Here is a 24,844-nt window from a genome sequence, read left to right as displayed (position 1 = left end):
CACCGACTCATCCAGACCAATGAAGGAGAAGCTTATGAGCATTCAACGCACCGCCGTCATCGGCAGCGGACTCATGGGAGCCGGAATCGCCGAGGTGCTGGCGAAATCCGGACTCGAGGTGATCGTCCGCGAGATCAACGAGGAGGCCTCCGCCGCCGGGAAGGCCCGGATCGAGAAGTCGCTGGGGCGGGCCGTCGAGAAGGGCAAGCTCGACGAATCCGCCCGCGAAGCCGCACTGGCGAACCTGCGGTTCACCACAGACATCGCCGATCTGGCCGACCGCCAGCTCGTCATCGAAGCCGCCAGCGAGAACGAGGAGATCAAGAAGTCGATCTTCGCCGAACTCGATGAGGTCGTCACCGACCCCGAGGCGATCCTCGCCTCGAACACCTCGTCGATGCCGATCGTTCGGTTCGCGCAGTCGACCTCCCGGCCCGAGCGGGTGCTCGGAGTCCACTTCTTCAACCCGGCTCCCGTGCAGCCGCTCGTCGAGATCGTGTCCTCCGTGCTCACCGCTGACGAGGTCCGGGACACTGTGACCTCGTTCGTCGCCGATGTGCTCGGCAAGAATCCGATCCAGGCCCAGGACCGGCCCGGCTTCATCGTCAACGCCCTGCTCATCCCGTACCTGTGCAGCGCCATCAGAATGCTCGAGTCCGGCTTCGCCACGAAGGAGGACATCGACGCGGGAATGGTGGGAGGCTGCGCGCATCCGATGGGTCCGATCAGACTCGCCGACCTCGTCGGGCTCGACACCTGCCTCTATGCGGCCCAGAGCATGTACGACGAGACCGGTGATCTGGCGACCAAACCGCCCGTTCTCCTCTCGCGCATGGTCGACGCCGGTCTGCTCGGCGTGAAATCGGGCCGCGGCTTCTACGACTACTGACTTCGGGCAGGACCGAAGCCACCGTCACTGAGCTGCGGGCACACGAGCCCGTCAGCGGTCGAAAAGGGGGCCGCCTGCGAACCGTTGAGTTCGCCGGCGGCCCCCTTTTCCGTCGGTGTCCGTCAGCCGGCCATGAGCTTCTCGAAGCTGGCGAGCCTGACGCAGGCGACGAGGCCCTGAGCCGCCAGTTCCACCTCGTCGAGGCTCGGCATCGTCGGGGCGATGCGGATGACGGTGTTGCTCGGGTCCAGACCGTAGGGGTGTGTCGCCCCGGCCGGGGTGAGCTTCACGCCGGCCTCGGCGGCGAGCTTGACGACACGGTCGGCGATGCCTTCCATGGTCGTCAGGGTGATGAAGTAACCGCCCTCGGGACGTGTCCACCGCGCGAGGCCGTCGTGTCCGAGACCGTCCTCCAGTGCGCGCAGCACCGCGTCGAACTTCGGTGCGATGATCTCGGCATGCTTGCGCATATGCGCCTCGACTCCGGCAGCGTCGGAGAAGAAGCGCTGGTGACGCAGCTGGTTGATCTTGTCCGGTCCGATCGCGATCTTGCCGAGGTTCGAGATCATCCAGTCGACCGTCGCCGGGCCTGCCCCGAAGAAGGAGACGCCGGCACCGGCATGAGTGACCTTCGAGGTGGAGGCGAAGATCCACGCCCGTTCGGGGTGACCGGCTTCGGCGCACAGCGAGAGGATGTCGAGGTTGTCCGGATGGTCTTCGCGCAGATGGTGCAGCGCATAGGCGTTGTCCCACAGCAGGGTGAAGTCTGCTGAGGCCGCGGGCATCGCCGCCAACTCTCGTGCGCGCTCGGCGGTGATGGTGATGCCCGTCGGGTTCGAATACATCGGCACCAGCCACATGCCCTTCACAGCGGGGTCCTCGGCCAGGCGCTGCGCCTCGGCGACGTTCGGGCCCTGCTCGTCCATGGGGGTGCTCAGCAGTTCGAAGCCGAGCGACTCGGCCAGGGTGAAGTGCCGATCGTAGCCGGGCACCGGACACAGGAGCTTGTGCGGACCTCGGCCCCAGGGGCGGTCGTCGACCGCGGTGCCGTGCAGGAGCGCGAAGGTCAGCGCCTGGGCCATGAACGTCAGCGAGGCGTTTCCGCCGGCCAGCAGCTGAGCGGTCGGGACCTTGAGCAGCGGAGCGAAGATCTCCCTCAGTTCGATGATTCCTTCGATCCCCCCGTAGTTGCGGGTGTCGACCCCGCTGGGTGTGTACACGTCATCGCCTGAGACGGCGGTGAGCAGTTCGGCGGAGAGGTCGAGCTGCTCCGGCGAGGGCTTGCCGCGGGTGATGTCGAGCTTGAGACCGCGCGAGGCGAACTCCTCGTAAGCGGCGGACGCCTCATCCAGGCGTGCTTGAAGATCGGACGGTGAGGACATGCTGGCTCCTTCGAGCTGGGGTCGGGCCGTTGGTCCCATCCTATCGACTCACCGGACACCGCCGACGCTAGAGTGGTGCCTGATCGTCCGCCGGCGGGCGGGGCAGCTGGGGAAGTGGAGGACAGGAACGAGATGAGACCGCGCGCACAGGCGTCCCACGGGCGTGGCTTCGGCGCCCAAGCCGCTGTCTACGACGAGGTCCGGCCGGGGTATCCCACGGCCGCACTCGACCTGACGGGCCCGGACTGGCAGGGACTGCGGGTGTGCGATCTCGGAGCGGGAACCGGAATCCTCAGTCGCACACTGATCGGACGCGGCTGCGATGTCGTCGCCGTCGATCCCGATCCCGCAGCGCTCGAGCGCAACCCGGCGCCGAGTCGGATCGGGACCGCCGAGGACACCGGTCTGGCCTCGGCCGATTTCGATCTCGTCACCGTCGCCCAGGCCTGGCACTGGTTCGACGAGGAGGCCGCTGCGACCGAGATCTGCCGCATCCTCCGGCCCGGCGGCAGACTGCTCATCCTCATCAACCAACTCGACGTGCGCATCGACTGGGTGCTGCGGCTGAGCAGGATCATGCACGCCGGAGACGTCTACCGCCCCCAGTACCGGCCGCAGCCGGGAGAGGGGCTGCGGCTGACGGACCGCAGCCTCGTCGAGTTCACCACTCCGATCGGCGTCGACGGGATCGTCGACCTCGCCCGCACGCGCTCGTACTGGCTGCGGTCGAACGAGACGACCCGGGCGCGAGTCGAGACGAATCTGCGGGAGTACTTCCGTGACGAGCACCCGGTCACCGGTGCGATCGAGCTGCCGTACATGTGTCTGGCGTATCTGCTCGAACGCACCTGAGCATTCCCTCCTTCCACACCGGGTGCAGGTGCCTGAAGCCAACCACACACGCAGGGCCGCACCCGATATGGGTGCGGCCCTGTGCAGTCGTGCGTTGTGAGGCCGGGTCAGCCTTCGGCGCCCCGGGCCTCATCTGTCGATGTCGACTCGACGACGTCTGCGCTGCGGTCGGACGAGGTGTGGGACACAGTGATCTTGCGAGGACGCGCCTCCTCTGCGACGGGGATCGTCAGAGTCAGGACGCCATCGCTGTAGTCGGCACGGATCCTGTCCAGAGCAACCCGATTGCCGAGGGTCAGCTGGCGGGCGTAGGTGCCGTTCGTGCGCTCCCTGGTCAGCCACTTCACGTCCTTGTCCGCGACCTCGGATTCACGCCGCGCACGCACGGTGAGGGTGCGGTCCTCGACATCGACATCGATGCTGCTCGGGTCGACGCCGGGCATGTCGATGCGTGCGATGAAGACCTCGCCGTCGCGGTAGAGGTCCATGGGCAGGGTCGTCGAATTCGGTGTGCGAGTGACCTCGGAGAAGAATCGATCGAGATCACGGATGGGGTCGAATCGTGTAGCCATGTGCTTCCTTTCGCTCGGTTCCTATATTGAGTCAAACACACTCAACTTTGAAATGATTCCGAACTCATGAAACTCTCAGTTCTGTGAGTCTGTCACCGGTGCTTCTCGCCCTCCTCCCCGTCACGGTGCTCATCGCCTTCGGCTTCGTGCTCAGGCGGCTGCCGGGCTTCGGCAGTGAGGAATTCTGGTCCGGTGCGGAGAAGCTCGCGTACTACTGCCTGCTGCCCGTCCTCCTCTTCACCTCCGTCGCCGAGGTGGACGTGGCCCACGTTCCGCTTGTGCGCTTGGCAGCGGCGCTGATCATCCCCACGGTGATCGTGTCCGTCGTCATCGTCCTGGCTCGCCGGGTCATCGCCGGCGATCTGCCCGGCTTCACCTCGGTGCTCCAGGGCGGCATCCGGTTCAACACGTATATCGGTCTGTCCCTGGCCGCAGGTCTGTTCGGCTCCGAGGGTTCGGCCGTGGCCGCGATCGTGGCCGCGATCCTCGTGCCCACGGTCAACGTCGTCTCGAGCCTCGGCTTCGAATTCCTGCGCACCGGCCCGAGCTCGCTCATCGCCCTGTTCCGAGCGATCATCACGAATCCGCTGGTCCTCGGCTGCGCTGCCGGGGGAGCGGCCAATGTCACTGGGCTGGGTCTGCCGTCGCCTGCCGCCACTGTCCTCGATCCTCTGGCGGCGGCTTCGCTGCCGATCGGCCTCCTCTGCGTCGGGGCGGGGCTGCGCCCGTTCTCCTTCGGCGAGCAGGCGCGCGCGATGATCGTCTCGACCGTGACCAGACTGCTCGTGCTGCCCGGTCTGACGCTGCTGACCCTGCTGGCCTTCGACGTCCCAGCCGTGCCGGCTCTGGTCGGCATGATCTTCCAGTCGATCGCGACGGCGAGCTCCGGCTATGTCATGGCTCGGCAGCTCGGCGGCGACGCGAAGCTCATGGCCGCCCTCATCGCGGGACAGACCGTGGCCATGCTCCTCACGCTGCCGCCCGTGCTGCTCATCTCCCAGGCCGTCCTCGGCTGAGCCCGCCCGGGCCCCGGCAGGCAGGCGGCATGAGACGCACAGCGGCCGGCCCCCTTGGGACCGGCCGCTGCTTCACACGCCGTCAGGCTGCCGCACGCATTCGATGTGCGCGCGACTCAGATGAGAGGAGCTGGGATCACTCGCTGTCGGCGCTGATATCGGGATGACGCGAACCGAGTTCGGCATCGATGCGCAGCACGCCGGAGCCGTCGTCGCCGACGCGCTCGAGGCGGCCGATGATCTCGGAGATGCTCGACTCCTCCTCGACCTGCTCGTCGATGAACCAGTGCAGCAGCGGCAGAACATCGAGGTCGGCCTCGGACTGCGCGGTGCGGTAGAGGTTGCGGATGGATTCGGAGACCTTCTCCTCATGAGCCAGTGCGGCCTTGAAGAAGTCGATCGGCTGCGAACCGGAGACCTTCGGTGCGGCGATATCGCCGATCTGCGGGGCGAAATCGCGATCGAGGCAGTGCTGTGTGAACTTCGCGGCGTGTACCTGCTCCTCCTCGGACTGCGCGCGCATCCAACGCGTCATTCCGGGCAGGTCGAGATCGTCGAGCTGAATCGACAGCTGCAGGTAGACCAGCGAGGCCTCGAGTTCGAGGGTGACCTGCTCGTTGAGGACCTTCTGCATGGCGGGGCTCAGGTGCATCTGTTACTCCTTTGCGTTTCGAGACGGATCCATTCCGCCTGCTTAGACAATATCGTGGCACCTTTTCTAGAACGATTCCAGTGTGGAAAGGCTCGGCAAACTCCGCGCAGGTTTGCCAAACCTGCTCTTCCGTCCTCAGAGGCGCGGGTGCCGACCATGGTGCCCGGTGGCGGACTCGAAGGCATGGGCGATGCGCAGCAGCTCGACGTCGGCACCCGGTCGGGAAACGATCTGCAAACCGACCGGAAGACCGGAGTCGGAGAAGCCCGCCGGGACCGAGATCGCCGGACACCCGGTGGCAGAGATCAGGCACAGGGCGCGCATCCAGTCGAGATAGTTCTCCAGCCGCACCCCGTTGATCTCCGTGGGGTATTCGATCCCCGCGTCGAAGGGCAGTACCTGACAGGTCGTGAGCACGAGCGCGTCGTGGTCTGCGAAGAATCGGTCGACCTCCGAATGCAGGCGCGCCCGCGCCGCCTCGGCCGAGGCGACCTCGGCGCCGGTGAGCCCCAGCCCCATGCGGATGTTCCACACTACCGAGTCCTTGATCCGGTCGGGGTGAGCCTCGTAGAGGCCGCCCCAGGACCCCACGAAATCGAGTGCGCGGCGGACGCCGAAGACCTCGTCGGCATCGCTGAGATCCGGAATCGCGCCGTCGACGCGAGCGCCGAGTCCGGAGAAGACCTCAGCGGTGCTGCCGACGATGCTCGCCACCTCGTCCTCGATCGGAAGCAGACCGTTGAGGTCGGGACTGAACCCGATCCTGACCCCGCTCAGATCAGGGGAGACCTGCTTTTCGAGACCGAACTCCGGGAGGTCGAACACGCTTCCCGGTTCGGGCAGCGAGGCGGGTGCCGAGGGTTCCGGCCCCGAGGCGACGCTCATCAGCAGTGCGACATCGGAGACGGTGCGAGCCATGAACCCGCTCTGCGCGAGCCAGGCGTAGGGATCCGCCGGCGGCGTGTGCGGGATGCGACCGTTGCTGGGCCGGAATCCGACGACATTGTTGAAGGAGGCGGGGGAGCGCAGCGAACCACCCATGTCCGAACCGTCCCCGGAGGCCTGGATGCCCGCCGCCAGCGCGGCGCCGACCCCGCCGGAGGATCCCGAGGCCGACTTCGTCGGATCGAAGGGGTTCACAGTCGTGCCGAACACCTCGTTGAAGGTATGCGAGCCCGCGGCGAATTCGGGCACATTCGTCTTGCCCGTCGTCGTGATCCCGGCCTGCTTGAGACGGGCGATGATGAGCGAGTCGGTCTCGGGCACGCGATCTGCCATGAGGGGTGATCCCCAGGTCGTGCGCATCCCGGCTGTGTCGTGCGTGTCCTTGTGCGTCATCGGCACACCGTGCAGGGGACCGAAGCTCTCCCCGCGGGCCGATGCCGCGTCTGCCGCCTCGGCGCGGACGAAAGCGGCCTCGTCGTCACGGGTGACGACGGCGTTGAGCACGGGGTTGACCGCATCGATGCGATCGAGGTGGGCCTGCAGCGCCTCGCGGGCGGAGATCTCCTTGGCAGCGATCCGGGCCGCGAGCTCCCGAGTCGAGCACCAGAGCAGTTCCTCACTCATCCTGTCACTTCCCGAGCTTGCTCAGCATCGCGGACAAGCCGGTGCGGATGCCCGTCGCCAGAGTGGTCTCGACGTCATCGGGAGCGAACTCGGGGGAGTGGTTGCCCGCAGGAGGTTCGGCGCCGTCGAACTTCTCCGGTGTATAGGCGCCGAAGAACCAGTAGACATAGGGCACACCGATCTCATCGCCGAAGGCCCCGAAGTCCTCGCTGCCGGTTGCCGGCTGCTGGAAGCGGAGATTGTCCTCACCGACCTCAGCTCGTGCCGCGGCGACGAAGCTCTCGGTCTCATCGGGATCGTTGTAGCAGCGGGGGAATCGGTACATCTCCTCGATCGCCGGTTCGGGCGCACCCGAGGCCGTCGCCTCGGCGAGGATGATGCGGCGGACGCGGTCGAGGACGACCTCGCGGACCTCCTCGGTGAAGGTGCGGATGTTGAGCGTGAACTCCGCGGACTCCGGGATGATGTTCTCCTTGAGTCCTCCGTGGAAGGTGCCGACCGTGACGACGGCCATATCGCGACCGGAGATCTCACGGGAGACCACGGATTGCAGACGAGTGATCATATAGGCGCCGAGGACGATCGGGTCGACGGAGTTCTCCGGCTGGGAACCGTGTGCCTGCTTTCCCCTGACGGTGACCCTGAGGCAGTCGGACATGGCCATCGCAGTCCCCTTCGTCACATAGATATGGCCGGCCCGCCCCGGCCACACATGCTGACCGTAGACCACCTCGGGCCTGGTGATCTGGTCCCAGAGCCCGTCGTCGAGCATGGCGCGCGCTCCCTGTCCGGTCTCCTCACCAGGCTGGAAGATCATGACCGCCGTGCCCGACCACAGGTCCCTGTGCTCGGCGAGGTATTTGGCCAGATAGAGGCCGACGGTGATGTGGGTGTCGTGTCCGCAGCCGTGCATGACCTTCGTCGTCGTACCGTCGGGAAGGGTGCCTTCGGCGCGGGAGGCGTAGTCGAGTCCTGTCGCCTCATCGATGGGCAGCCCGTCGATGTCGGCCCGATAGCCGACGACGGGGCCATCGCCGTTCTCGATGACCGCGACGACTCCGGTGCCGCCGAACGAATGGGGTTCGAGGCCGAGTGCTTCGAGGCGCCGGCGGATCTCCGCAGCTGTGTTCGTCTCCTGCATCGACAGTTCGGGAGTGCGGTGGAAGTGCGTGTAATCGGCGACGACCTGATCGAGATCGCCGGTGATCGCCTCGCGCAGTGCGGGTCGGAGAGACATCGGGGGTCCTTTCCCTCGGGGCTGTTGTGTTGCGGTCTGCTGTCATCCTCGCAGGCCGGTGCGGTTTCGGTCGGAGTGTTCGCGGTGTGGATGGATCAGTTGATTCCCACGGTCTCGCCGCCGTCCTTCTTGTCGGTGACGGCCTTGTTGCGGGTGAACCACGTGATGAGGATGGTGAGGAAGACGACGATGGCGACGTCGCCGGGAGCGAGCACCGGCACCAGCGGGATGAGCACGAGGATGACCAGCGCCGCGAGGCCGAGCGCGATGATCGTCGACTTGACCTGTCTGAGGGAGGCGATGAGCTGGACGGTGACGCCGCCGAGGATGGCCGGGAGGATGTAGAGCTTGGCCACGAGAGTGACGGGCTCGGGGATGAGCGAGACCAGCCAGGTGCCCAGCAGCCCGACGAAGACGACCATCGAGGCCACGTGGATGATGGCGGCGCCGCAGATGGCCATGGTCGCCGCATATTCGCCCTTGCGGGTGCCCGGCTTCGCTCCGATCGCATCCTGGGCGACGATGGCCGACGGCAGCAGTTTGTTCGAGACGTTGCCGATCATGAATGCCTGGTACATTCCGGCCGGCCCCAGAATCGGGAAGTAGGTGAGCGGTTCGACGATGTAGAACACACCGTAGACGGCGAAGACTGCGAGGAATCCCTTGAGGATCTGACCGAAGTCGATGTTCGCATCGGCGACGAAGAGCAGATAGAACGGCACCGAGGTGGCGATGAGGAATCCGATGAACAGCGTGATCGAGCCCCACCTCGTCGTGGTGCGTTCGAAGGCCGCATGGGAGGGCGATGTGATGATCGATGACATGGCTGTCTCCTCAGGCGTCGGGAAGGCCGAGACCGGCGTAGTGGGCGAAGTAGGCCGCGACGAGGCCGATGAGCAGGGAGATGCCCAGGCCCCATTCCTTCAGCCAGTGCTGTCTGAATGTGTGTGCCAGGAGCAGGCAGATGCTCATCACGATGGCCGAGACCACAACGGCGATGACATGGGTGGGTGACTTCGGGATCTCGCGGAAGGTCAGTGCTGCGAACGCCGCGAGGAGTGCGGCACCTGGGATGATCGACATGAGCGCGGGATTGACCTTCTCGAGCCGGTTGGAGCTGCGCTTGAAGATCGGGGTGAGGATGAGCGTGGAGATCATCCAGCCTGCGCCGGAGAGGCTCATGGCCATGAGGGCGACGATGAAGACGCCGCGGGTGAAGGTCTCGTCGCCGAGATTGGCGCCCATGGTGCCGGCGGCGAGCGAGGCGGAGGCCACTTCGGTGGCGGCCGAGCCGATGAGACCGACCCGGACGATGACCGGGGGAGTGCCGAACAGGGGCAGGAGTGCGATGGCGACGAGCACCACGGACAGGGACGGGCCGATCGCGGCGACTCCGCCGGCGCGGAAGGCCGAGCGGACCTCCTGCTGGCTCATCCCGGCCGATTCGGCGTTCTTCTTCACTGCGGACATGTAGATGAGCGACTGGACGACCACGACGCCCATCACCGCCATCGCCAGGATCCACAGAATCGGTGCATTCGCGAGGCCGATGTAGTCGGCCGATCCGCTGGCTGCAGCCATGGCAGGCTCCTCACTTCGCTGTCGTCGGAATCGCCGCGCGATGAGTCCACGACCTCGTGTACTCCATCACGTGTTCCAGTAACGTATCGCGAGTGAGGCCCAGATCACAGACTTGAGGCGATAGTTCCCAATTGCCGAGAACGAAGATGCCGATGATGGTCATGAGCAGAATCGACCGGACTGCGCAGCGGATGGTCGGCGGGGGAGTGCTCCGTGCGGAGCCGGCGGCGGGAGCGCCGGTTATCGATCCTTCTTCTTGGAGATGCGCATGGTGATCGCGGCGGTGACGAACGCATTGCCGGCAGCGTCGAGGACGTCGACGGGCACGACGAGGTCGAACTTCTCGTCGCCGAACTCAGGGAGCTGATCGAGCCGCGCGATCGCGGTGACTGCCGTGGTGGCCTTGGCGTTGTAGTCGACGGTCATTCCGGTCGGAATCCAGCGGTGCGTGGTCGGAACCGTCGCCTCGGTCATGACGCCCGCGGCGATCTCCGCCATATTGCACGAGGCGATGGCATGAAAGGTGCCGATGTGGTTGTGCACCCCGCGGCGGTTGGGGGCGCTGACGCGGCACAGACCCGGGCGGAGTTCGCGGATGCGGGGATGGACGGTGCGGAAGTACGGCGCCTTGAAGCAGACGCCCTGAGTGAAGAGCCATCTGCCCAGCGGCTGCCTGCTCAGCTTCTGCCAGAGTCTGTAGATCGCCGGTGCGCCGTCGGTCTCTGCTGCGGTCGTGGTGTCTGCGGTCATGGGAGGATCCTTTCCGGAGTTACCTATCGGTAGACCCTAGCAGTCCCGCTGACCGACTATGCGCTGTCGCCCGTCGCGCGCTGATTCGACCATTCGTCCCGCGTGTGAGCGAGCGTCCTCTCGAGCAGCTGCCTGAGGACATCGCGGTCGACTCTGCTCAGGCGTGTGAGATAGAGGCAGGCGGTCCCGCGGCGGTGCTCGCCGAGCAGGTCGACGAGATCGGGCCATCGCTGCGCGAAGTCGCTCGTCAGATAGATGGTGTGGCGCGTCGCCGTGGGGGAGAAGGCGAGCAGGGGCATCGTTCCGCCGTGTCCGGACTCGTACCGGTATTCGACCTCGCCGAAGCCGATGATCCGTGAGGCCCAGACGACAGGCTCCTGGCCGGAGACCTCGGCGAGGAGTGCGCAGAGCTCATCGGCCTCCGGGCGCCTGGGGCCGCGGGCGCGGTCGAGCACATCGGCCACGGGTTCGCCGGTCGGCCGCATCGCGGGCTGTCTGTGCGCCATATCGATTCCTGTCGGTGTCGGTGTTCATCGGCAGTCGGGAAGGGGTCCACCGATATCTACTTAACATAATGTATATTATCGGCGATATACTGGAGGGGCCGCACACTCGCAGACACTCGGTTCGCTGCAACTTGCCAGTTCTCGTCGTGCACCAGCATCTCATCGCAGAGACGACGATGGCCGCGAACGACATGCGCGTCGTTCGCGGCCATTGCGTCGTGCATCCGAGTCAATCGGACCGGCAGATCATCAGCCGCTGACGGTGACGTTTCCGCCGAGGCCGACCTTCCCGTCGTCCTTCTTGCCACCGTCGTCCTTTGAGCCGCCGTCGTCCTTCTTGCCGCCGCCGTCATCGGCGGCTCCGTTGGACTTCGTCAGGCCGGCCTTCTTGCCGCAGGTCGGCCAGGCACCCGGGCCCTGCTCCTTGAGGACCTTCTGAGCGATGCGGATCTGCTCCTTCTTGCTGTGCTGGTCGGCCGTGCCGCTTCCGCCGAAGGCGTTCCAGGTCTGCTTGGAGAACTGCAGGCCGCCGTAGTAGCCGTTGCCGGTGTTGATGTCCCAATCGCCGCCGGACTCGCATTCGGCGACCTTGTCCCAGACGCCGCCCTCGGATGCCTGGGCCGGCTGGCCTGCGCTCAGGCCGGTCATTCCGGCGGCGGCGATCGCGCCGGCACCGACGAGCAGGCCGACCTTGCGAAGGCTTGTGCTGTAGAGGTTCACTGTGTCATCTCCAAAGTACGACTGCATTTCGGTTCTGTAACCCGGCCGTTACCGAGCCGTTATACACCGTAACGAATTCGTCTCGCCGAGTGAACCCGAAAGAGCGATTATGGCATCCGAATCGTCTCCGCAGAGCCTCAGCAGAGCCTGAGAGGGACAGCTCCCCCGCGTCATCCGCGTACGTAGGCTGCCAGATGCCGCGCGGTCAGGGTCGCCTCCGGCTGCGACGCTGCGGCGACGAGTTCGACAGGGCTGCCTTCGAAGACGATGCGCCCGCCGTCGTGCCCGGCACCCGGACCGAGGTCGATGATGTGGTCGGCATGGGCCATGACCGCCTGGTGATGTTCGATGACGATGACCGTGCGCCCTCCGTCGACGAGACCGTCGAGCAGGCGCAGCAGATTCTCCACATCGGCGAGGTGGAGTCCGGTGGTCGGTTCGTCGAGGATGATCACCTGTGCGGAATCGGCGGCCTTGGCCGACAGCTGCACCGCGAGCTTGAGCCTCTGACGCTCTCCCCCGGACAGCGTCGTCAGCGGCTGTCCGAGGCTGACATAGCCCAGGCCCACCTCGGCCAGGATGGTGAGGACCCTCGCCGCGGCGGGGATCCGCGACTCCCCCGAGCCGAAGTGCTCGAGGGCCGAGATCACGGGCAGGTCGAGCACCTGCCGGATATTCAGCCCTCCGAGCGTGTACTCGAGCACCTGGGACTGAAAGCCTCGTCCCTCGCATTCGTCGCAGGGCGCGGACACGCCGCCCATGAGCGCCATATCCGAGTAGATGATGCCGGCTCCGTTGCACACCGGACACGCACCCTCGGAGTTCGCACTGAACAGGGCGGGCCGGACTCCGTTCGCTTTGGCGAAGGCCTTGCGAACGGGGTCGAGCATCCCCGTGTAGGTCGCCGGGTTGCTGCGCCGCGAGCCCTTGATCGGAGCCTGGTCGATCATCACGATGCCGTCCCGACCGCGCAGCGACCCCTCGATGAGGCTGCTCTTGCCCGAACCGGCGACGCCGGTGACGACGCTGAGCGCACCGAGCGGCACGTCGACGTCGACGTCGCGCAGATTGTGTGAGGCCGCTCCCCTGATCTCCAGCGTTCCCGAAGTTCTGCGCACCGTGTCCTTGAGCGCGGCGGTGTATCCGAGGTGACGACCGGTGAGGGTGTCGCTCTCGCGCAGCTCGGCGACCGTGCCGAAGAAGGTGACCTCTCCCCCGCTGCCCCCGGCGCCGGGACCCAGGTCGATGATGTGATCGGCGATGCGGATCGTCTCGGGCTTGTGTTCGACGACGAGGACCGTGTTGCCCTTGTCCCGCAGCGCCAGCAGCAGCTCGTTCATCGCCTGGATGTCGTGCGGGTGCAGGCCGATGGTCGGTTCGTCGAAGACATAGGTCACGTCTGTCAGCGAGGAGCCGAGATGGCGGACGAGCTTGATCCGCTGCGCCTCGCCGCCGGAGAGCGATCCCGCCGAACGGTCGAGTGAGAGGTAGCCGAGCCCGATGTCGATGAAGGCCTGGACGTCGGCGCGCAGCGATTGGAGCAGGGCCGTCGCCGCCGCGTCGTCGATCCGCGCCAGCCACTCGTCGATGTCCGAGATCTGCAGGGCGCACACCTCGGCGATGGACTTCCCTGCCACCAGGGAGCTCCGGGCGGCGGAGTTGAGACGGGTGCCCGCGCATTCGGGGCATTCGGCATAGACGACGGCGCGGTCGACGAATTCCCGGACATGCTTCTGCATCGCTTCCCGATCCTTCGACAGGAACGAGCGGCGGATCCTGGGGATCAGGCCGTCGAAGGTCATGTTCGTGCCGTTGATCCTGATCTTCTCGCCCTCGGCGTACAGGAGGATGCGGCGTGCCTTCTGGTCATAGTCGGAGATCGGTGCGTCGGCGTCGAAGAACCCGGATTCGGAGTAGAAGCGGACGTTCCAGCCTCCGGGCTTGTACCCGGGAATCGTGATCGCTCCCTCATTGAGGGATTTGGACTCGTCGATCACCTCGGCGATGTCGATGTCCGTGGACGTGCCCATTCCCTCGCAGTGCGGACACATGCCGCCGTTGACGGAGAAGCTCCGGCGCTCGACCTGCTTGCCCTCCCCTTTCTGGGTGGTGACGGCGCCCTTTCCGCTGATCGTGGCGACATTGAACGAATAGGCGTTCGTCGAGCCGAGGTTCGGTTCGGCCAGGCGGGCGAAGAGGGTGCGCAGCTTCGCGTTGATGTCGGAGACGGTGCCCACCGTCGACCGCGGGTTCGCCCCGATCCGCTCCTGATCGACGAGGATCGCGGTCGTCAGCCCCTCGAGGACATCGACCTCCGGGCGGGCCATGGCCGGCATGAATCCTTGGACGAAGGCCGAATACGTCTCATTGATCATCCGCTGCGATTCGGCGGCGATCGTATGGAAGACCAATGAGCTCTTGCCCGATCCGGAGACTCCGGTGAACACTGTCAGCCGACGCTTGGGGATGTCGACGGTGACGTTCTTCAGATTGTTCTCCCGCGCCCCGCTGACGCGGATGAGATCATGGCTGTCGGCCGCGTGCACCGGCTTCACCCCTTCTGCTGGATGCGGATCATGTTCCCTGCAGGATCGCGCAGGGCGCAGTCGCGCAACCCATAGGGCTGGTCCATCGGCTCCTGGACGATATCGGCGCCTTTGGCCTCGACCTCGGCGAAGGCCGCGTCGACGTCCGTGCTCGCCAGCACGATCGCGGCAAAGCTGCCTTTGGCCATGAGGGATTCGATGACCTCGCGCTCGGCGGAGCTGATGGTCGGATCGGTGACGGCGGGGGTGAGCACGATCGACGTGCCGGGCTGGTCGACGGGACCGACCGTCAGCCAGCGCATCCGGCCGGAACCGACATCGAGCCGAAGCTCGAAGCCGAGCACGTCCCGGTAGAAGGCGAGGGATTCTTCGGCATCGACATGGGGCAGGAAGCTGGCGCTGATCGAGATATCCATGTGAGCAATCGTAGACCGCTCACGACGGCGGGGCTTCTCGATTCCTGACCGGTCTCAGCGCATTCTTCACCACGATCGTCGGCAGCCGGTGCTCGCCGGCGATGACGCCGTCGCGGTACTGGCGGGGCGAGACGCCGACGAGCTCGCTGAAGCGGGTGCTGAAGGTGCCCAGAGAGGAGAAGCCGACGGTGAAGCAGATCTCCGTGATCGTGAGGTCTCCGCGGCGGATGAGCGCCATGGCGCGTTCGATCCTGCGCGTCATCAGATAGGAGTACGGGGACTCCCCGAATGCGGCTTTGAACTGCCGACTCAGGTGACCGGCGGACATGTGCTCGCCCGCCGCGAGGGCCTCGACGCTCAGAGGCCGGTCGAACTCCCGGTCGATGCGGTCGCGGACCCGCCGCAGAGCGACCAGCTGCTCTCTCATCCCGCGTCGACGCCCTGGCGCAGGGTCTGTCCCCGGAAGAAGGCCGGGTGGCGGATCGATTGGACGATCATGATGACCACACCGAGGAGGAGGACCCCGATGCCGAGCACGAAGACGAGACCGATGCCGAAGACGGAGGAGCCCGAACCGTAGTCGGGGTCGAGCGAATCGATCGCGGTCGTGAAGAAGATGATGAGCAGGGTCACTCCCCCGATGAGGGGGAACAGGAACCGGAAGAACAGTGTGTGCGCCGAGGTGAACAGCGTGCGGCGGAAGTACCAGATGCAGGCCAGGCCGGTGATGCCGTAGTAGAAGCAGACCATGAGCCCCAGGGCGGTGATCGTGTCCCACAGGGCGTTCTCCGACAGCAGCCGCATGACGACGTAGAAGATGATCGCCGCCCCGGCCGAGGTGATCGTGGCAACCGAGGGTGACTTGTACCGCCGTGAGATGCGTCCGTACTTCTCCGGCAGGGCACCGTAGTGGCCCATCGCGAGGATCGTGCGCGAAGGCGAGACCATCGTCGCCTGCAGAGACGACAGGGAACTCGAGAGGACGGCGATCGAGACGAGCATCGCGAACGGGCCCATCACAGGACCGGCGAGGGAGGCGAAGATCGATTCCTGGTTGTCAGGATTGCCTGCGCCCAGGCCTTCGCTGCCGACTCCCGCGAAGGAGATGACCGCGACGGTGCAGGCGATGTAGATGATGACGATCGCGAGGATCGTGAGCAGCGCGGCCCTGCCCGGTGTCTTCTCCGGGTCCTTCGCCTCCTCGTTCATCGTGATCACCGTGTCCCAGCCCCAGAACAGGAAGATCGACAGCGACACCGCGGCGGCGACAGTTGAGAAGTCACCGGCGGACAGCGGGTTGAACCAGTCGAGTGAGACCGGCGTCGCGTCGAAGGCCGTGCCGCCGGCGACATGGACGAGCGCGGCGATGACGAACCAGCCCAGAGCGAGGACCTGGAAGGCGACGAGCCACACCTGCAGCTTCTCCGTGGCCTCGACCCCGCGATAGGACACCCAGGCCGCGGCGGCCGTGAGGAGCACGGTGACGGGGATGTTGATCCACAGGACACGAGTGAGTTCGGCGATCTGCGGATCGGAGAACACCTGGGACAGGAGGAGGAAGAGGAAGTCCACCGCCACGGCCGCGAGGTTCGAGAGCACGAGGACGGTGGCCGCGACGAGCCCCCAGCCGCCCATCCAGCCGAGCCATGGTCCGAAGGCCCGAGTCGCCCAGGTGAAGGTGGTGCCGGAGTCCGGCATCGCCGTGTTCAGCTCTCGGTAGCCGAAGACGACGAGGAGCATGGGCACGAAGCCGATGAGCAGGACCGCCGGGGTGTGGACTCCGACTTCGGAGATCGTCGGCCCCAGTCCGGACGTCAGGGTGTAGGCCGGAGCGATGCAGGAGATGCCGATGACGGCTCCCCCGATGGCCCCGATCTTGCCGGCGGAGAGTCCCTTCGAACTCAGTCCGCCCGAGGTGGGCGACGGTGACGTCGATGTGCTGCTCATGGCTCGGTCGTTTCAGGCTCGGTTCGGGCGGTCGGGCGCAATGTCTGTGACGGCTGGGTCAGTCCTCGAGGATCCGCTCGGCGGTGGCGGTTCCGATCCGCACCGCTCCGTCGACATGCTGATAGCCTTCGGCCGCGATGTCGGAGCTGGCGAAGTGCAGCGGGCCGACCGGATCGTTCTGATACCGGCCCCACCGATGGAGCCCGCCGAGATCATAACTCGTCGCATACGCACCGCGGGTCCATTCCTCGGCACCGAAGTCCGAGAGGTAGAACACCCGGGGCTCGAGGGCCTGTGGGCCGAGGAACTCGGCGAGGGAGCGGAGAATCTGCTCTCGCCTCGTCTCCTCGTCGAGTGCCCACATGGCGTCGGCGCGGACATCGGAGATGAAGCCGACCAGCGTGCCCTGCTCCTCCTCGTGGTTCGTGTTGTCGTAGACCTCCTGGACGAGGCGTCCGGCACCGAATCCCGTGCCGGACAGGCCCTGCTCGCGCCAGAACGGGGTGTCGTAGGTGGCGTGGACCTTGATGACCAGGCCCATCGACTGATGCTGGTGGAAGACCTGCTGCAGTCGTGGCAGCGGTGGGTCGAAGGTGATGCGCGAGTAGAGGTTCGGCGGGACTGCGATGATCGCCCGGTCGGCGCGAATGGTGAGTTCATCCGTGGAAGCCGTCACCGCGTCGGCGGTCCAGTCGATCCTGCGCACCGGCTGTCCCAGACGCACGGTGTCCTCGCCGAGCTCGGCGGCCATCTGCACGGACACCGACTGCATGCCGCCGACGACGCGACGGTCGAGGATGAAGTGGTCGTCGACGAGGTGCGTGAAGGACCCCGCCGAGGCGGCCATCAGCACCGCTTGGAGGGCGGAGAAGGCGGTGGCCGGCTTCGTCAGCATGCCGCCTGCGATGAACAGTCCGATGTTCTCACAGGCGAGTTCGTCGTCCGACTGCTCTCGCAGCCAGTGGTGGAAGGAGATGGAGTCGAGTTCGGCCGCGTCGGGAGCGTCCCAGGGTGTCTTCGGTCCGATCCTGGCCGCGAGCTCGTCGAGCACGGCGATGAGCCGCTCCATCTCGGCCCGGGTCGACTCCGCCACGGGGAACATGTCGCCGCTGTAGACGGTGCGGGTCCCATCGGGGGCGATGTAGACGCTGTCGCCGTCGCGGTACCTCGGGTAGGTCTCTTTGCCGAGTTCTGCGACGAGTTCGAGCAGTGCGGTCTGGTCGGGCGAGATCCATTGGCCGCCGAGCTCGTACATCTGTCCGTCGATATGATCGGTCCAGGTACGGCCTCCGACGCGGTCGCGGGCTTCGAGGACGATGACGCTGCGTCCCTCCCTGCGCAGTCGCCGGGCGGCGCTCAGGCCGGTCGGGCCCGCTCCGACGATGACGACATCACAGGCTTCTTCCGACATAGCGATCTCCTCCGACAGTTGTTTGGATGGGTTCAGACTAGCCAGCCCATGCGTTTCTGCCAAGGCGAGAACCCGGGGGTGCGGAATCCGCATCGGCTCTCGGCCGCTGACGAACACGCACGTCTGGGCCCAAGCGTCGACCTCGCCTGCGGACCTCGGCGGTCGGAAAAATTCTTGCCCCGGCCCGAATCATGGATTCCGCAGATGCGCACACGCGGTCCGTGCAGAATCGCACGGACCGCGTGGTGGGCAGTCACTGAGGCATCAGAGGCCGTCGGCGCGGATCACTGCACCTCGTACTTGCCGTTGATCTGACCGGCGCCGACTCCGCCGACGGCTTCCATGGCGGCCTTGGACAGGTCGAAGCAGCGATTGCCGTGGTACGGGCCGCGATCATTGACTCGCACGGTCACGGACTTGCCGTTCGCGGTGTTCGTGATCTTGACCTTCGAGCCGAAGGGCAGAGACTTGTGCGCCGCGGTGAGTTTGTTCGTGTCGAAGACCTCTCCGTTGGCGGTCTGCCTGCCGTCGAATCCGTCGCCGCCTCCGTAGTAGGACATCGGGCAGCTGCCGGACTCGCCGGCCGATTCCCCGGACTTCGAGGGCTGATCGTTGTCGTCGGAGGCGGATCCGCCCTTCGCGGACTCACCGCCGCCGGCGGACCCGCCCGTCTCGGCCGGCTGCTCGGATTCGCTCTGCTTCGGCTTCTCGGGCTCGGGGTTCGGGGTCTCGACCTTCGTCTCGATGGTGATCTCGCCGGGCTTCTCCTTGGCCTGCTTCTTCGCCTTGGCCAGGAAGTCGTCGGTGGCCTTGGTCGGCTCGGCGGTCGCCACGGCGGGCGCTTCGGCGATGACTTCTCCGCCCGGGGCGGCGTCCTCGGGAGCCATGGCCAGGCTCGAGGCGACGACGGCGGCAGTGGCGGCGGTGGGCACGATGAATGCTGAGAGCACCGGTCGTGTGCGTACGGCGGCCAGCACTCCCCCGGCCGTGTTCGCGCTGCGGTCGGGAGAATGCCGACCGGATCTCTTCTTCGCGGTCAGAGCCGAGAAGATCGAACCGCTCCGTTTGGTGCTCGGTGCTGAGTGTCTGCCCACAGTTGTGTTCCTCGTCGTCGTCACAGAATGTCTCGTCAACTCGGAGATGCGGGGGAAGCCCTCGTCGCAGCACTGCTCGCGAGGAAAGACTCCAAGTTATCGGATCGTTACCTGAGCACAGTCTAATTAAGGAACTGTTACAAATGCAATGTGGCACACCGGTTCGGTGTGCCACAGCGAGAAACGGCTTCCGCCTCCGAGCCGAGCCGCTCAGGGCGAGGAGCGAGGGTGCGGGGAGATCAGCGGGACCTGCGGGAGACCAGCTTGCGCACCCCTTCGGCGCCCGAGGTCACGGTCGCCTGCGCTCTGTCGAAGGCTCGTTCGACCTTGCCGCTGCGCACTGCATCGTCGATTGCGTGAGAGACGCTGCCCAGCGCCCGATGCATCGTGTTCTCCGCGGACTCGATGAGGCGGGAGGACGAAGTCGCCTCACGCATATTCTTCACTCCGCTGCTGGCTGCGCCGTAGGCACGACCTGCCGCCCAGCGGACGCGCTCGGTCGGTGTCTTCGAGGTCGAGTCGATGACGTCGTCGGGTTCGATGGGTTCGCGATGTGAGCTCATGTGACCATCCTTGACGACGCCCGGGTCGAAATCAACACCCCGGATAGGATCGGAGAATGAATTCCCAGCCGGAGGTCACCGCAGACCCAGAGATCATCGCGCACCGTGGCGGCCTGTGGCCGGACATGAGCGAGAACACGCTCGACGCCTTCCGCGCTGCTGCCGCAATGGGCGTCCACTGGATGGAGACAGACGTCCACGTCTCCGCCGACGGTGTTCTCTTCGCCGCACACGATTCCGATCTGCAGCGCATCGCCGGACGCGCCGACAGCATCGTCGAACTCACCGCCGCCGAGCTCGACGATGTCGAACTCATCGCAGGAGGGCGCCTCCCGCGTCTCGAGACCCTGCTCGGGGAGCTTCCCGGGGTCGAGTGGAACATCGATGTCAAGGCTGCGCACAGCATCGGACCGATGATCCGGTTCGTCCACAATCACGATGCCGCCGATCGCATCCGCCTGGCGTCGTTCGACTCGGCGACCCTGCGCAGGCTGCGCGCGGCCCTGCCGGGAGTGCGCACCTCCACCGGCAGGGCCGAGACGGCGCTGTTCGCGCTCGGGCGGCTCCCTGGGCTCCCCGCACACGGCGCGGCACCGCTGGCGCCGGAGGTCGATGCCCTGCAGGTTCCTGAGCGGTTCAAGGGGCTTCCCGTCGTCACGGCCGACTTCGTCGATCGCGCGCATCGTTCGGGCCTGCTCGTGCACGTGTGGACGGTCAACGAGGCCGAGTCGATGCGGTCCCTGCTCGAGCTCGGTGTCGACGGCATCGTCACCGACCGGGTCGAAATGGGCCTCGAGGTGCTCGCCCGCACGCGGCGTTCCGGGGAATAGGAGGAAGCGGTAGACTGTTACATTGCGTCCAAGGTGTGCAGTCGAGTCGGAAGGTCTTAGATATGAGCGAACGCAGTCTCCGCGGAACACAGTTGGGCTCACGCAGCCTCGAAAGCGAAGAGGGCGTCGAGCCGGCACCGCGTCAGATGGTCGAATTCGAATGCGAGGACGGAACGCGGTTCAAGGTGCCCTTCTCCATCGAAGCCGAGGTCCCTTCGACCTGGGACTCCGGACTCCACGGCATCGGCGTGCGCGTCGGCATGAACGAGCCCGACGGCGAACCTGTGAAGCACGTGCGATCCCACTGGGACATGCTCCTTGAGCGTCGGTCCTTCGACGAACTCCAGGTGCTCCTCGACGAGCGTCTCGCGATCCGACGCGGAGAGGTTCCCGCACAGGGCTGAGCCCGTGTCGGGCGAACAGCCGAGAGGGGGTGCAGGTCATCGGACCTGCACCCCCTCGGTCGTCTCAGCGACGTGCCCGGGGCCTCCGAGCGGCGGGGAGAGTCGCTCGGAGCGCCCTCAGCCCGTCTTCGACCGGCGGAGCAGACGACGCAGCTGATTGCGGCGACGAGTCAGACCCCAACCGGCGACCTTCGTGAAGGCCTCGGTGATGATCGATCCGCTCATCTTCGACTCGCCGAGCTCGCGTTCGACGAAGACGACGGGCACCTCGGCGATGCAGAACCCGGCCTCGACCGTGCGATAGGCCATGTCGATCTGGAAGCAGTAGCCCTGCGACTGCACGCCCGAGAGGTCGAGCGTCTCGAGCACCGGGCGTGTATAGGCGCGGAAACCAGCGGTCGCGTCCCTGACGCCGAGACCCATGACCGCATTGACGTAGACATTGGCACCACGAGAGAGGAAGTACCGGGATCTCGGCCAGTCGACGATCGCGCCCCCGGGCACCCATCTGGATCCGATGACGAGGTCGGCCCGACCAGAGCGAGCGACGTCGAGCAGCTGACCGAGGTCGAGGGGGCGGTGCGAACCATCGGCGTCGAATTCGCAGATGATGTCGTAATCGCGCGCGAGCGCCCATTCGAATCCGGCGATATAGGCCATGCCGAGGCCGGACTTCTCACTCCGATGGAGAACATGGATGCGCGGATCGGACCCGGCCCGTTCCTCCGCCCACTCCCCCGTGCCGTCGGGTGAGCCATCGTCGACCACGAGGACGTCGACCTCCGGCTGCTGTTCGAACAGACTGGAGAGGGTCACCGGCAGGGCGAGGCGTTCATTGTAGGTCGGGATCACGATGAGAGTCTTGGAAGGCACGGACCCCACGATACGCGTTCACACCCCGGACAATGAGTCGACACCCCCGCCTTCGGACCACGCCGCTGCCGCGGTGAGTTATCTAATGACGGGAGTGCCGACCCCATCCCGCGTGCTGTGGGATGTTCAACTCGAATCTAGCGGCCGGTCGTGACTTTGCAAAATCGCTGTGACCAGGGACGATGCCTGAATCCGCTGGTCAGGAGCGCAGATCTCCGGAAGAAAAGTCTCCGCCTCTGGGCGTGTCGGCTGGACACGTCTGCGGCCGCGGAGATCTCAGAGCTCGACGCGAGTGGGAAGCGGCACTTCCGGTGCCAGCTCCGGCAGGCCCGGCGTCCCCGAGCGCGGATCGGTGCTCCACGCGGCGACGCGCGGATCGGCGACCTGGACGACCAGACGCTCGACCTTCCAGCGGACGATGTCAGCCGCCGCGCCCGGAGCGAGCACACCGCCCTCGGGATTGCCCGCCGCTCGATGAGCGAAGCGAGTCGCGGCATTGAATCCTGCTCGAGCGCCGATGCCGTTCTCGCCGACGACGGCGTCGCGCACACTGGCCCAGGGCGAGGACTGCGAATGGCTGAGCGAGACCTGGGCTCCCGCGGCCAAGAGCTGAGACAGCGGCTGCGGTCGCGCAGGATCGAGCGTGATCGCCACTCCGGAGCGGCCGAGCGCCTCGACCTGCGCCGCGGCCACAGCGAAGTCGAGCAGCAGCCGAAAACCGTGGCGCTGGGCATGAGCGGCTTCGTTCCCCAGACGCTCGAGCACCTGTTCGAGGCGGTCGTTCGACTCCACGCGGACGAAGAGACTGAGTGCCGGAAGGCTCTGCCGCGACAGCAGATCCGCCGCATCCGTCGACGCCCGCACCGCCTCGGCATCCGCGCTCTCCGCATTCAGGGTCGGGTAGTCGATGATCGACAGACCCTGCGGAGCCTCGGCGGAGAATTCGGCGATCGCCTCGGCGCTGCCGAGGGCATGCACGTGGGTGAAGCCCTGTTCATGCAGTTCGCTCGCCGTCGGAGCCGATCCGTCGAGGACCAGGCCCGCGTGGACGAACCCCGGGGTGAGGAAATCATCGGCCAGGTCGACCGCTTTCGGGTCGAGGGCCTTCGCGGCCTCGTCGGAACCGATGAACGAGATCGCGCCGTCCTCGCACCCGAGCGCCGTCGCGAAGGGATCGACGCTGCTGTACACATCTCCGCCAAAGTACATAGTCACAGCCGACAGGCTACACCGTCCGCCGCCCGCTGCTACACCTGTGTCAGGACCGTCGGGTATCGTCATCCGATGTGAAGCCCTTGGTTCTGCTCGATACGCCCGCACTGTACTATCGCGCCTTCTACTCGGTGCCGGATTCGATCGTCAACGACGACGGTCAGCCGGTCAACGCCGTCAGAGGCGTGCTCGACACCGTCGCACAGATGATCCGCCGCTTCGAGACCGACCGAGTGGTGGCGACGATGGACGCGGATTGGCGCCCCGCCTTCCGCACCGCGATCATGCCCGAATACAAGGCGGCGCGGGTCAAGGATGAGGAAGCCGGCACGGAGATCCCGCCCGAACTCGCGGCACAGCTGCCGATTCTGAACCGGGCGCTCACCGCAGCGGGCATCCCCATCGCCGAGGTGGAGGGCACCGAGGCCGATGATGTCATCGCGACGATGGCCGCCGAGTCGCGCTCCCCCGTCGTCATCGTCTCCCCGGACCGGGACCTGCTGGCGCTGCTGGACTCGAACACCGAGGTGAGCGTGCTCCGACCGCGCAAGGGAGGAGAATGGGAGGCGGTGACGCAGGCCGATCTGCCCGCCGCGTACGGAGTGCCGGACGGCAGGCGCTACCGGGAGCTCGCCGCCCTGCGCGGAGACCCCTCCGACGGACTGCCCGGCGCCCCCGGTATCGGGGAGAAGACGGCGGCGACCCTGCTGGAGAACTTCGGTTCGCTCGACTCGATCATCACAGCCGCCAAAGCAGGAGTGAAGACCGGCGGTCTGAGCCCCAAACGCGCGGCCACCATCATCGAGGTCGAGGACATCCTGTACAAGACGCTCGAGGTCATGCGCTGCCTGACCGACGTCGACCACGGAATCGACCTCGAATCCGTGCCGAACGCCTTCGACCGCGTCGCTCTCGCGCAGGCGGCGGAGGGACAGAACATCCGCCGCTCCGCGGATAATCTCGCCTCGGCTCTCGAAACCGTCTCCAGCGTCGCAACGTCCGCGTCCGTGATCGTTGTCGAGACTCAGGACGCAGTTGCGCACACCTCCGCTCCAGCAGCGACAGTGCCCTGCCTCGACGCTCCCCCGACGGCACCGGCACCGGCACCGACGATGGCCGAGGAGCCGGTCGGCGCAGCGCTGCCCTGGGTGCAGTCACGACTCGTCGGCTTCGATCTCGAGACCACAGGGGTCGATCCGGCGACCGCTCGCATCGTCACCGCCGCCTTCGTCGACTCCGCAGCCGAGGTGCGCACCTGGCTGTCCGATCCCGGAATCGAGATCCCCGAGTCCGCGCGGGCCGTGCACGGCATCACCACTGAGTTCGCACAGGCCAACGGGGCTCCTGCGCAGCAGACGGTGACCGAACTGTGCGAGGTGTTCTCCGCGCTCAGGGACGAAGGGGCCGTCGTCGTCGGCCACAATGTCGTCTACGACCTCAGCGTCATGGCCGCCGAAGTGGCCCGGCACCGTCCGGACATCGACTTCGCCGCGATCATCCCCACGATCGTCGACACCTTCGTCCTTGACAAGCAGATCGACCCTTACCGCAAGGGCAAGCGAACTCTGATCGAGACCGCGAAGATCTACCGGGTCGATCTGCTCGACGCTCACGATGCCGCCGCCGACGCGCTGGCCGCGCTGGACATTTCCCGTGCATTGGCCGAAAAGTCCACTGAAATCGCGGTGCTCAGCAATGCCGAGATCATGGCCGCACAAGCCGACTGGAAGCGCTCCCAGGCCGCCGGACTGCAGGCCTGGCTGCGGAAGAAGAGCAACGCCGAGGCCGTCGTCGACGGTTCGTGGCCGATGGCCTGAACGTT

Annotated in this window: 25 protein-coding genes; 6 read left to right on the top strand and 19 right to left on the bottom strand. The window is 66.2% G+C overall.

Annotated elements, in window-relative coordinates; genetic code table 11:
- The first annotated feature begins 34 nt into the window (after positions 1-34).
- On the top strand, positions 35-889 hold the full coding sequence (locus IHE57_RS09680; RefSeq protein WP_209372757.1) for a 3-hydroxybutyryl-CoA dehydrogenase: 855 nt from the start codon (positions 35-37) through the stop codon (positions 887-889).
- A 122-nt stretch (positions 890-1,011) separates the two neighbouring features.
- On the opposite strand, the gene IHE57_RS09675 is transcribed toward IHE57_RS09680, so the two are convergent.
- Positions 1,012-2,271, bottom strand: coding sequence for an aspartate aminotransferase type Ic (locus IHE57_RS09675; RefSeq protein ID WP_209372755.1), 1,260 nt, complete (start codon positions 2,269-2,271; stop codon positions 1,012-1,014).
- 132 nt (positions 2,272-2,403) lie between these two features.
- Here IHE57_RS09675 and IHE57_RS09670 point away from each other — a divergent pair, with 132 nt between their 5' ends.
- The gene (locus IHE57_RS09670; protein ID WP_209372753.1) at positions 2,404-3,123 is read left to right on the top strand and encodes a class I SAM-dependent methyltransferase; all 720 of its coding nucleotides are present in this window, start codon (positions 2,404-2,406) and stop codon (positions 3,121-3,123) included.
- A gap of 107 nt (positions 3,124-3,230) precedes the next feature.
- Here the strand turns inward: IHE57_RS09670 and IHE57_RS09665 are convergent, their stop codons facing one another.
- The gene (locus tag IHE57_RS09665) at positions 3,231-3,695 is read right to left on the bottom strand and encodes an Hsp20/alpha crystallin family protein (protein ID WP_209372751.1); all 465 of its coding nucleotides are present in this window, start codon (positions 3,693-3,695) and stop codon (positions 3,231-3,233) included.
- A gap of 83 nt (positions 3,696-3,778) precedes the next feature.
- Here IHE57_RS09665 and IHE57_RS09660 point away from each other — a divergent pair, with 83 nt between their 5' ends.
- Complete coding sequence (locus IHE57_RS09660; protein WP_209372749.1) at positions 3,779-4,711, top strand: AEC family transporter; 933 nt, start codon at positions 3,779-3,781, stop codon at positions 4,709-4,711.
- Positions 4,712-4,847: 136 nt separating this feature from the next.
- Here the strand turns inward: IHE57_RS09660 and IHE57_RS09655 are convergent, their stop codons facing one another.
- The 15 genes from IHE57_RS09655 to IHE57_RS09585 all read right to left on the bottom strand — a co-directional run bounded on the left by IHE57_RS09655 (position 4,848) and on the right by IHE57_RS09585 (position 19,703).
- Positions 4,848-5,363: a ferritin gene (locus tag IHE57_RS09655; RefSeq protein WP_209326066.1), complete on the bottom strand. Its 516-nt coding sequence runs from the start codon at positions 5,361-5,363 to the stop codon at positions 4,848-4,850.
- Between the two features lie 135 nt (positions 5,364-5,498).
- On the bottom strand, positions 5,499-6,932 hold the full coding sequence (locus tag IHE57_RS09650; RefSeq protein WP_209372747.1) for an amidase: 1,434 nt from the start codon (positions 6,930-6,932) through the stop codon (positions 5,499-5,501).
- A 4-nt stretch (positions 6,933-6,936) separates the two neighbouring features.
- Positions 6,937-8,169: an amidohydrolase gene (locus IHE57_RS09645; RefSeq protein WP_209372745.1), complete on the bottom strand. Its 1,233-nt coding sequence runs from the start codon at positions 8,167-8,169 to the stop codon at positions 6,937-6,939.
- Positions 8,170-8,264: 95 nt separating this feature from the next.
- The gene (locus IHE57_RS09640; protein ID WP_209326063.1) at positions 8,265-8,993 is read right to left on the bottom strand and encodes a hypothetical protein; all 729 of its coding nucleotides are present in this window, start codon (positions 8,991-8,993) and stop codon (positions 8,265-8,267) included.
- Between the two features lie 10 nt (positions 8,994-9,003).
- Entirely contained in the window at positions 9,004-9,750 is a 747-nt protein-coding gene (locus IHE57_RS09635) for a DUF5058 family protein (protein ID WP_209326062.1), read from the bottom strand.
- A 240-nt stretch (positions 9,751-9,990) separates the two neighbouring features.
- Positions 9,991-10,500 (bottom strand): hotdog fold domain-containing protein, encoded by a 510-nt coding sequence (locus IHE57_RS09630; RefSeq protein WP_209326061.1) that lies wholly within the window; start codon positions 10,498-10,500, stop codon positions 9,991-9,993.
- Positions 10,501-10,556: 56 nt separating this feature from the next.
- Positions 10,557-11,006, bottom strand: a complete 450-nt coding sequence (locus IHE57_RS09625; protein ID WP_209326060.1) for a DUF1801 domain-containing protein — start codon at positions 11,004-11,006, stop codon at positions 10,557-10,559.
- Positions 11,007-11,255: 249 nt separating this feature from the next.
- The gene (locus IHE57_RS09620; RefSeq protein WP_343071920.1) at positions 11,256-11,726 is read right to left on the bottom strand and encodes a transglycosylase family protein; all 471 of its coding nucleotides are present in this window, start codon (positions 11,724-11,726) and stop codon (positions 11,256-11,258) included.
- Positions 11,727-11,896: 170 nt separating this feature from the next.
- Positions 11,897-14,272 (bottom strand): ATP-binding cassette domain-containing protein, encoded by a 2,376-nt coding sequence (locus tag IHE57_RS09615; protein WP_209372743.1) that lies wholly within the window; start codon positions 14,270-14,272, stop codon positions 11,897-11,899.
- 5 nt (positions 14,273-14,277) lie between these two features.
- Positions 14,278-14,688, bottom strand: a complete 411-nt coding sequence (locus IHE57_RS09610; protein ID WP_209372741.1) for a VOC family protein — start codon at positions 14,686-14,688, stop codon at positions 14,278-14,280.
- A 19-nt stretch (positions 14,689-14,707) separates the two neighbouring features.
- A complete protein-coding gene (locus tag IHE57_RS09605) occupies positions 14,708-15,115 on the bottom strand; it encodes a helix-turn-helix transcriptional regulator (RefSeq protein WP_209326056.1) in 408 nt (135 codons plus the stop codon).
- A complete protein-coding gene (locus IHE57_RS09600; RefSeq protein ID WP_209372739.1) occupies positions 15,112-16,635 on the bottom strand; it encodes an APC family permease in 1,524 nt (507 codons plus the stop codon). Before IHE57_RS09600 ends, IHE57_RS09605 begins: the two co-directional genes overlap by 4 nt.
- 58 nt (positions 16,636-16,693) lie before the next feature.
- Positions 16,694-18,046 carry a flavin monoamine oxidase family protein gene (locus IHE57_RS09595; protein ID WP_209372737.1) on the bottom strand — a complete coding sequence of 451 codons (1,353 nt, stop codon included), beginning with the start codon at positions 18,044-18,046 and terminating at the stop codon, positions 16,694-16,696.
- A 284-nt stretch (positions 18,047-18,330) separates the two neighbouring features.
- Positions 18,331-19,140, bottom strand: coding sequence for a septal ring lytic transglycosylase RlpA family protein (locus IHE57_RS09590; protein WP_209372735.1), 810 nt, complete (start codon positions 19,138-19,140; stop codon positions 18,331-18,333).
- A gap of 239 nt (positions 19,141-19,379) precedes the next feature.
- Complete coding sequence (locus IHE57_RS09585) at positions 19,380-19,703, bottom strand: hypothetical protein (RefSeq protein ID WP_209372732.1); 324 nt, start codon at positions 19,701-19,703, stop codon at positions 19,380-19,382.
- A 56-nt stretch (positions 19,704-19,759) separates the two neighbouring features.
- On the opposite strand from IHE57_RS09585, the gene IHE57_RS09580 reads away from it, so the two are divergent.
- Positions 19,760-20,533: a glycerophosphodiester phosphodiesterase family protein gene (locus IHE57_RS09580; protein WP_209372731.1), complete on the top strand. Its 774-nt coding sequence runs from the start codon at positions 19,760-19,762 to the stop codon at positions 20,531-20,533.
- A 62-nt stretch (positions 20,534-20,595) separates the two neighbouring features.
- Complete coding sequence (locus IHE57_RS09575) at positions 20,596-20,937, top strand: RNA polymerase-binding protein RbpA (RefSeq protein WP_209326050.1); 342 nt, start codon at positions 20,596-20,598, stop codon at positions 20,935-20,937.
- 117 nt (positions 20,938-21,054) lie between these two features.
- Here IHE57_RS09575 and IHE57_RS09570 read toward each other — a convergent pair whose 3' ends face one another.
- Together IHE57_RS09570 and IHE57_RS09565 are read right to left on the bottom strand one after the other, a co-directional pair.
- Positions 21,055-21,810, bottom strand: a complete 756-nt coding sequence (locus IHE57_RS09570; protein WP_209372729.1) for a polyprenol monophosphomannose synthase — start codon at positions 21,808-21,810, stop codon at positions 21,055-21,057.
- Positions 21,811-22,086: 276 nt separating this feature from the next.
- Complete coding sequence (locus tag IHE57_RS09565; protein ID WP_209372918.1) at positions 22,087-23,019, bottom strand: metal-dependent hydrolase; 933 nt, start codon at positions 23,017-23,019, stop codon at positions 22,087-22,089.
- Positions 23,020-23,096: 77 nt separating this feature from the next.
- On the opposite strand from IHE57_RS09565, the gene IHE57_RS09560 reads away from it, so the two are divergent.
- On the top strand, positions 23,097-24,839 hold the full coding sequence (locus IHE57_RS09560; protein WP_366933920.1) for a 5'-3' exonuclease H3TH domain-containing protein: 1,743 nt from the start codon (positions 23,097-23,099) through the stop codon (positions 24,837-24,839).
- The last annotated feature ends 5 nt before the right edge of the window (positions 24,840-24,844 follow it).

The organism is Brevibacterium renqingii (genome assembly GCF_017808105.1).
Lineage (GTDB): Bacteria > Actinomycetota > Actinomycetes > Actinomycetales > Brevibacteriaceae > Brevibacterium > Brevibacterium renqingii.
This window is presented reverse-complemented; position numbering and strand designations above follow the sequence as displayed.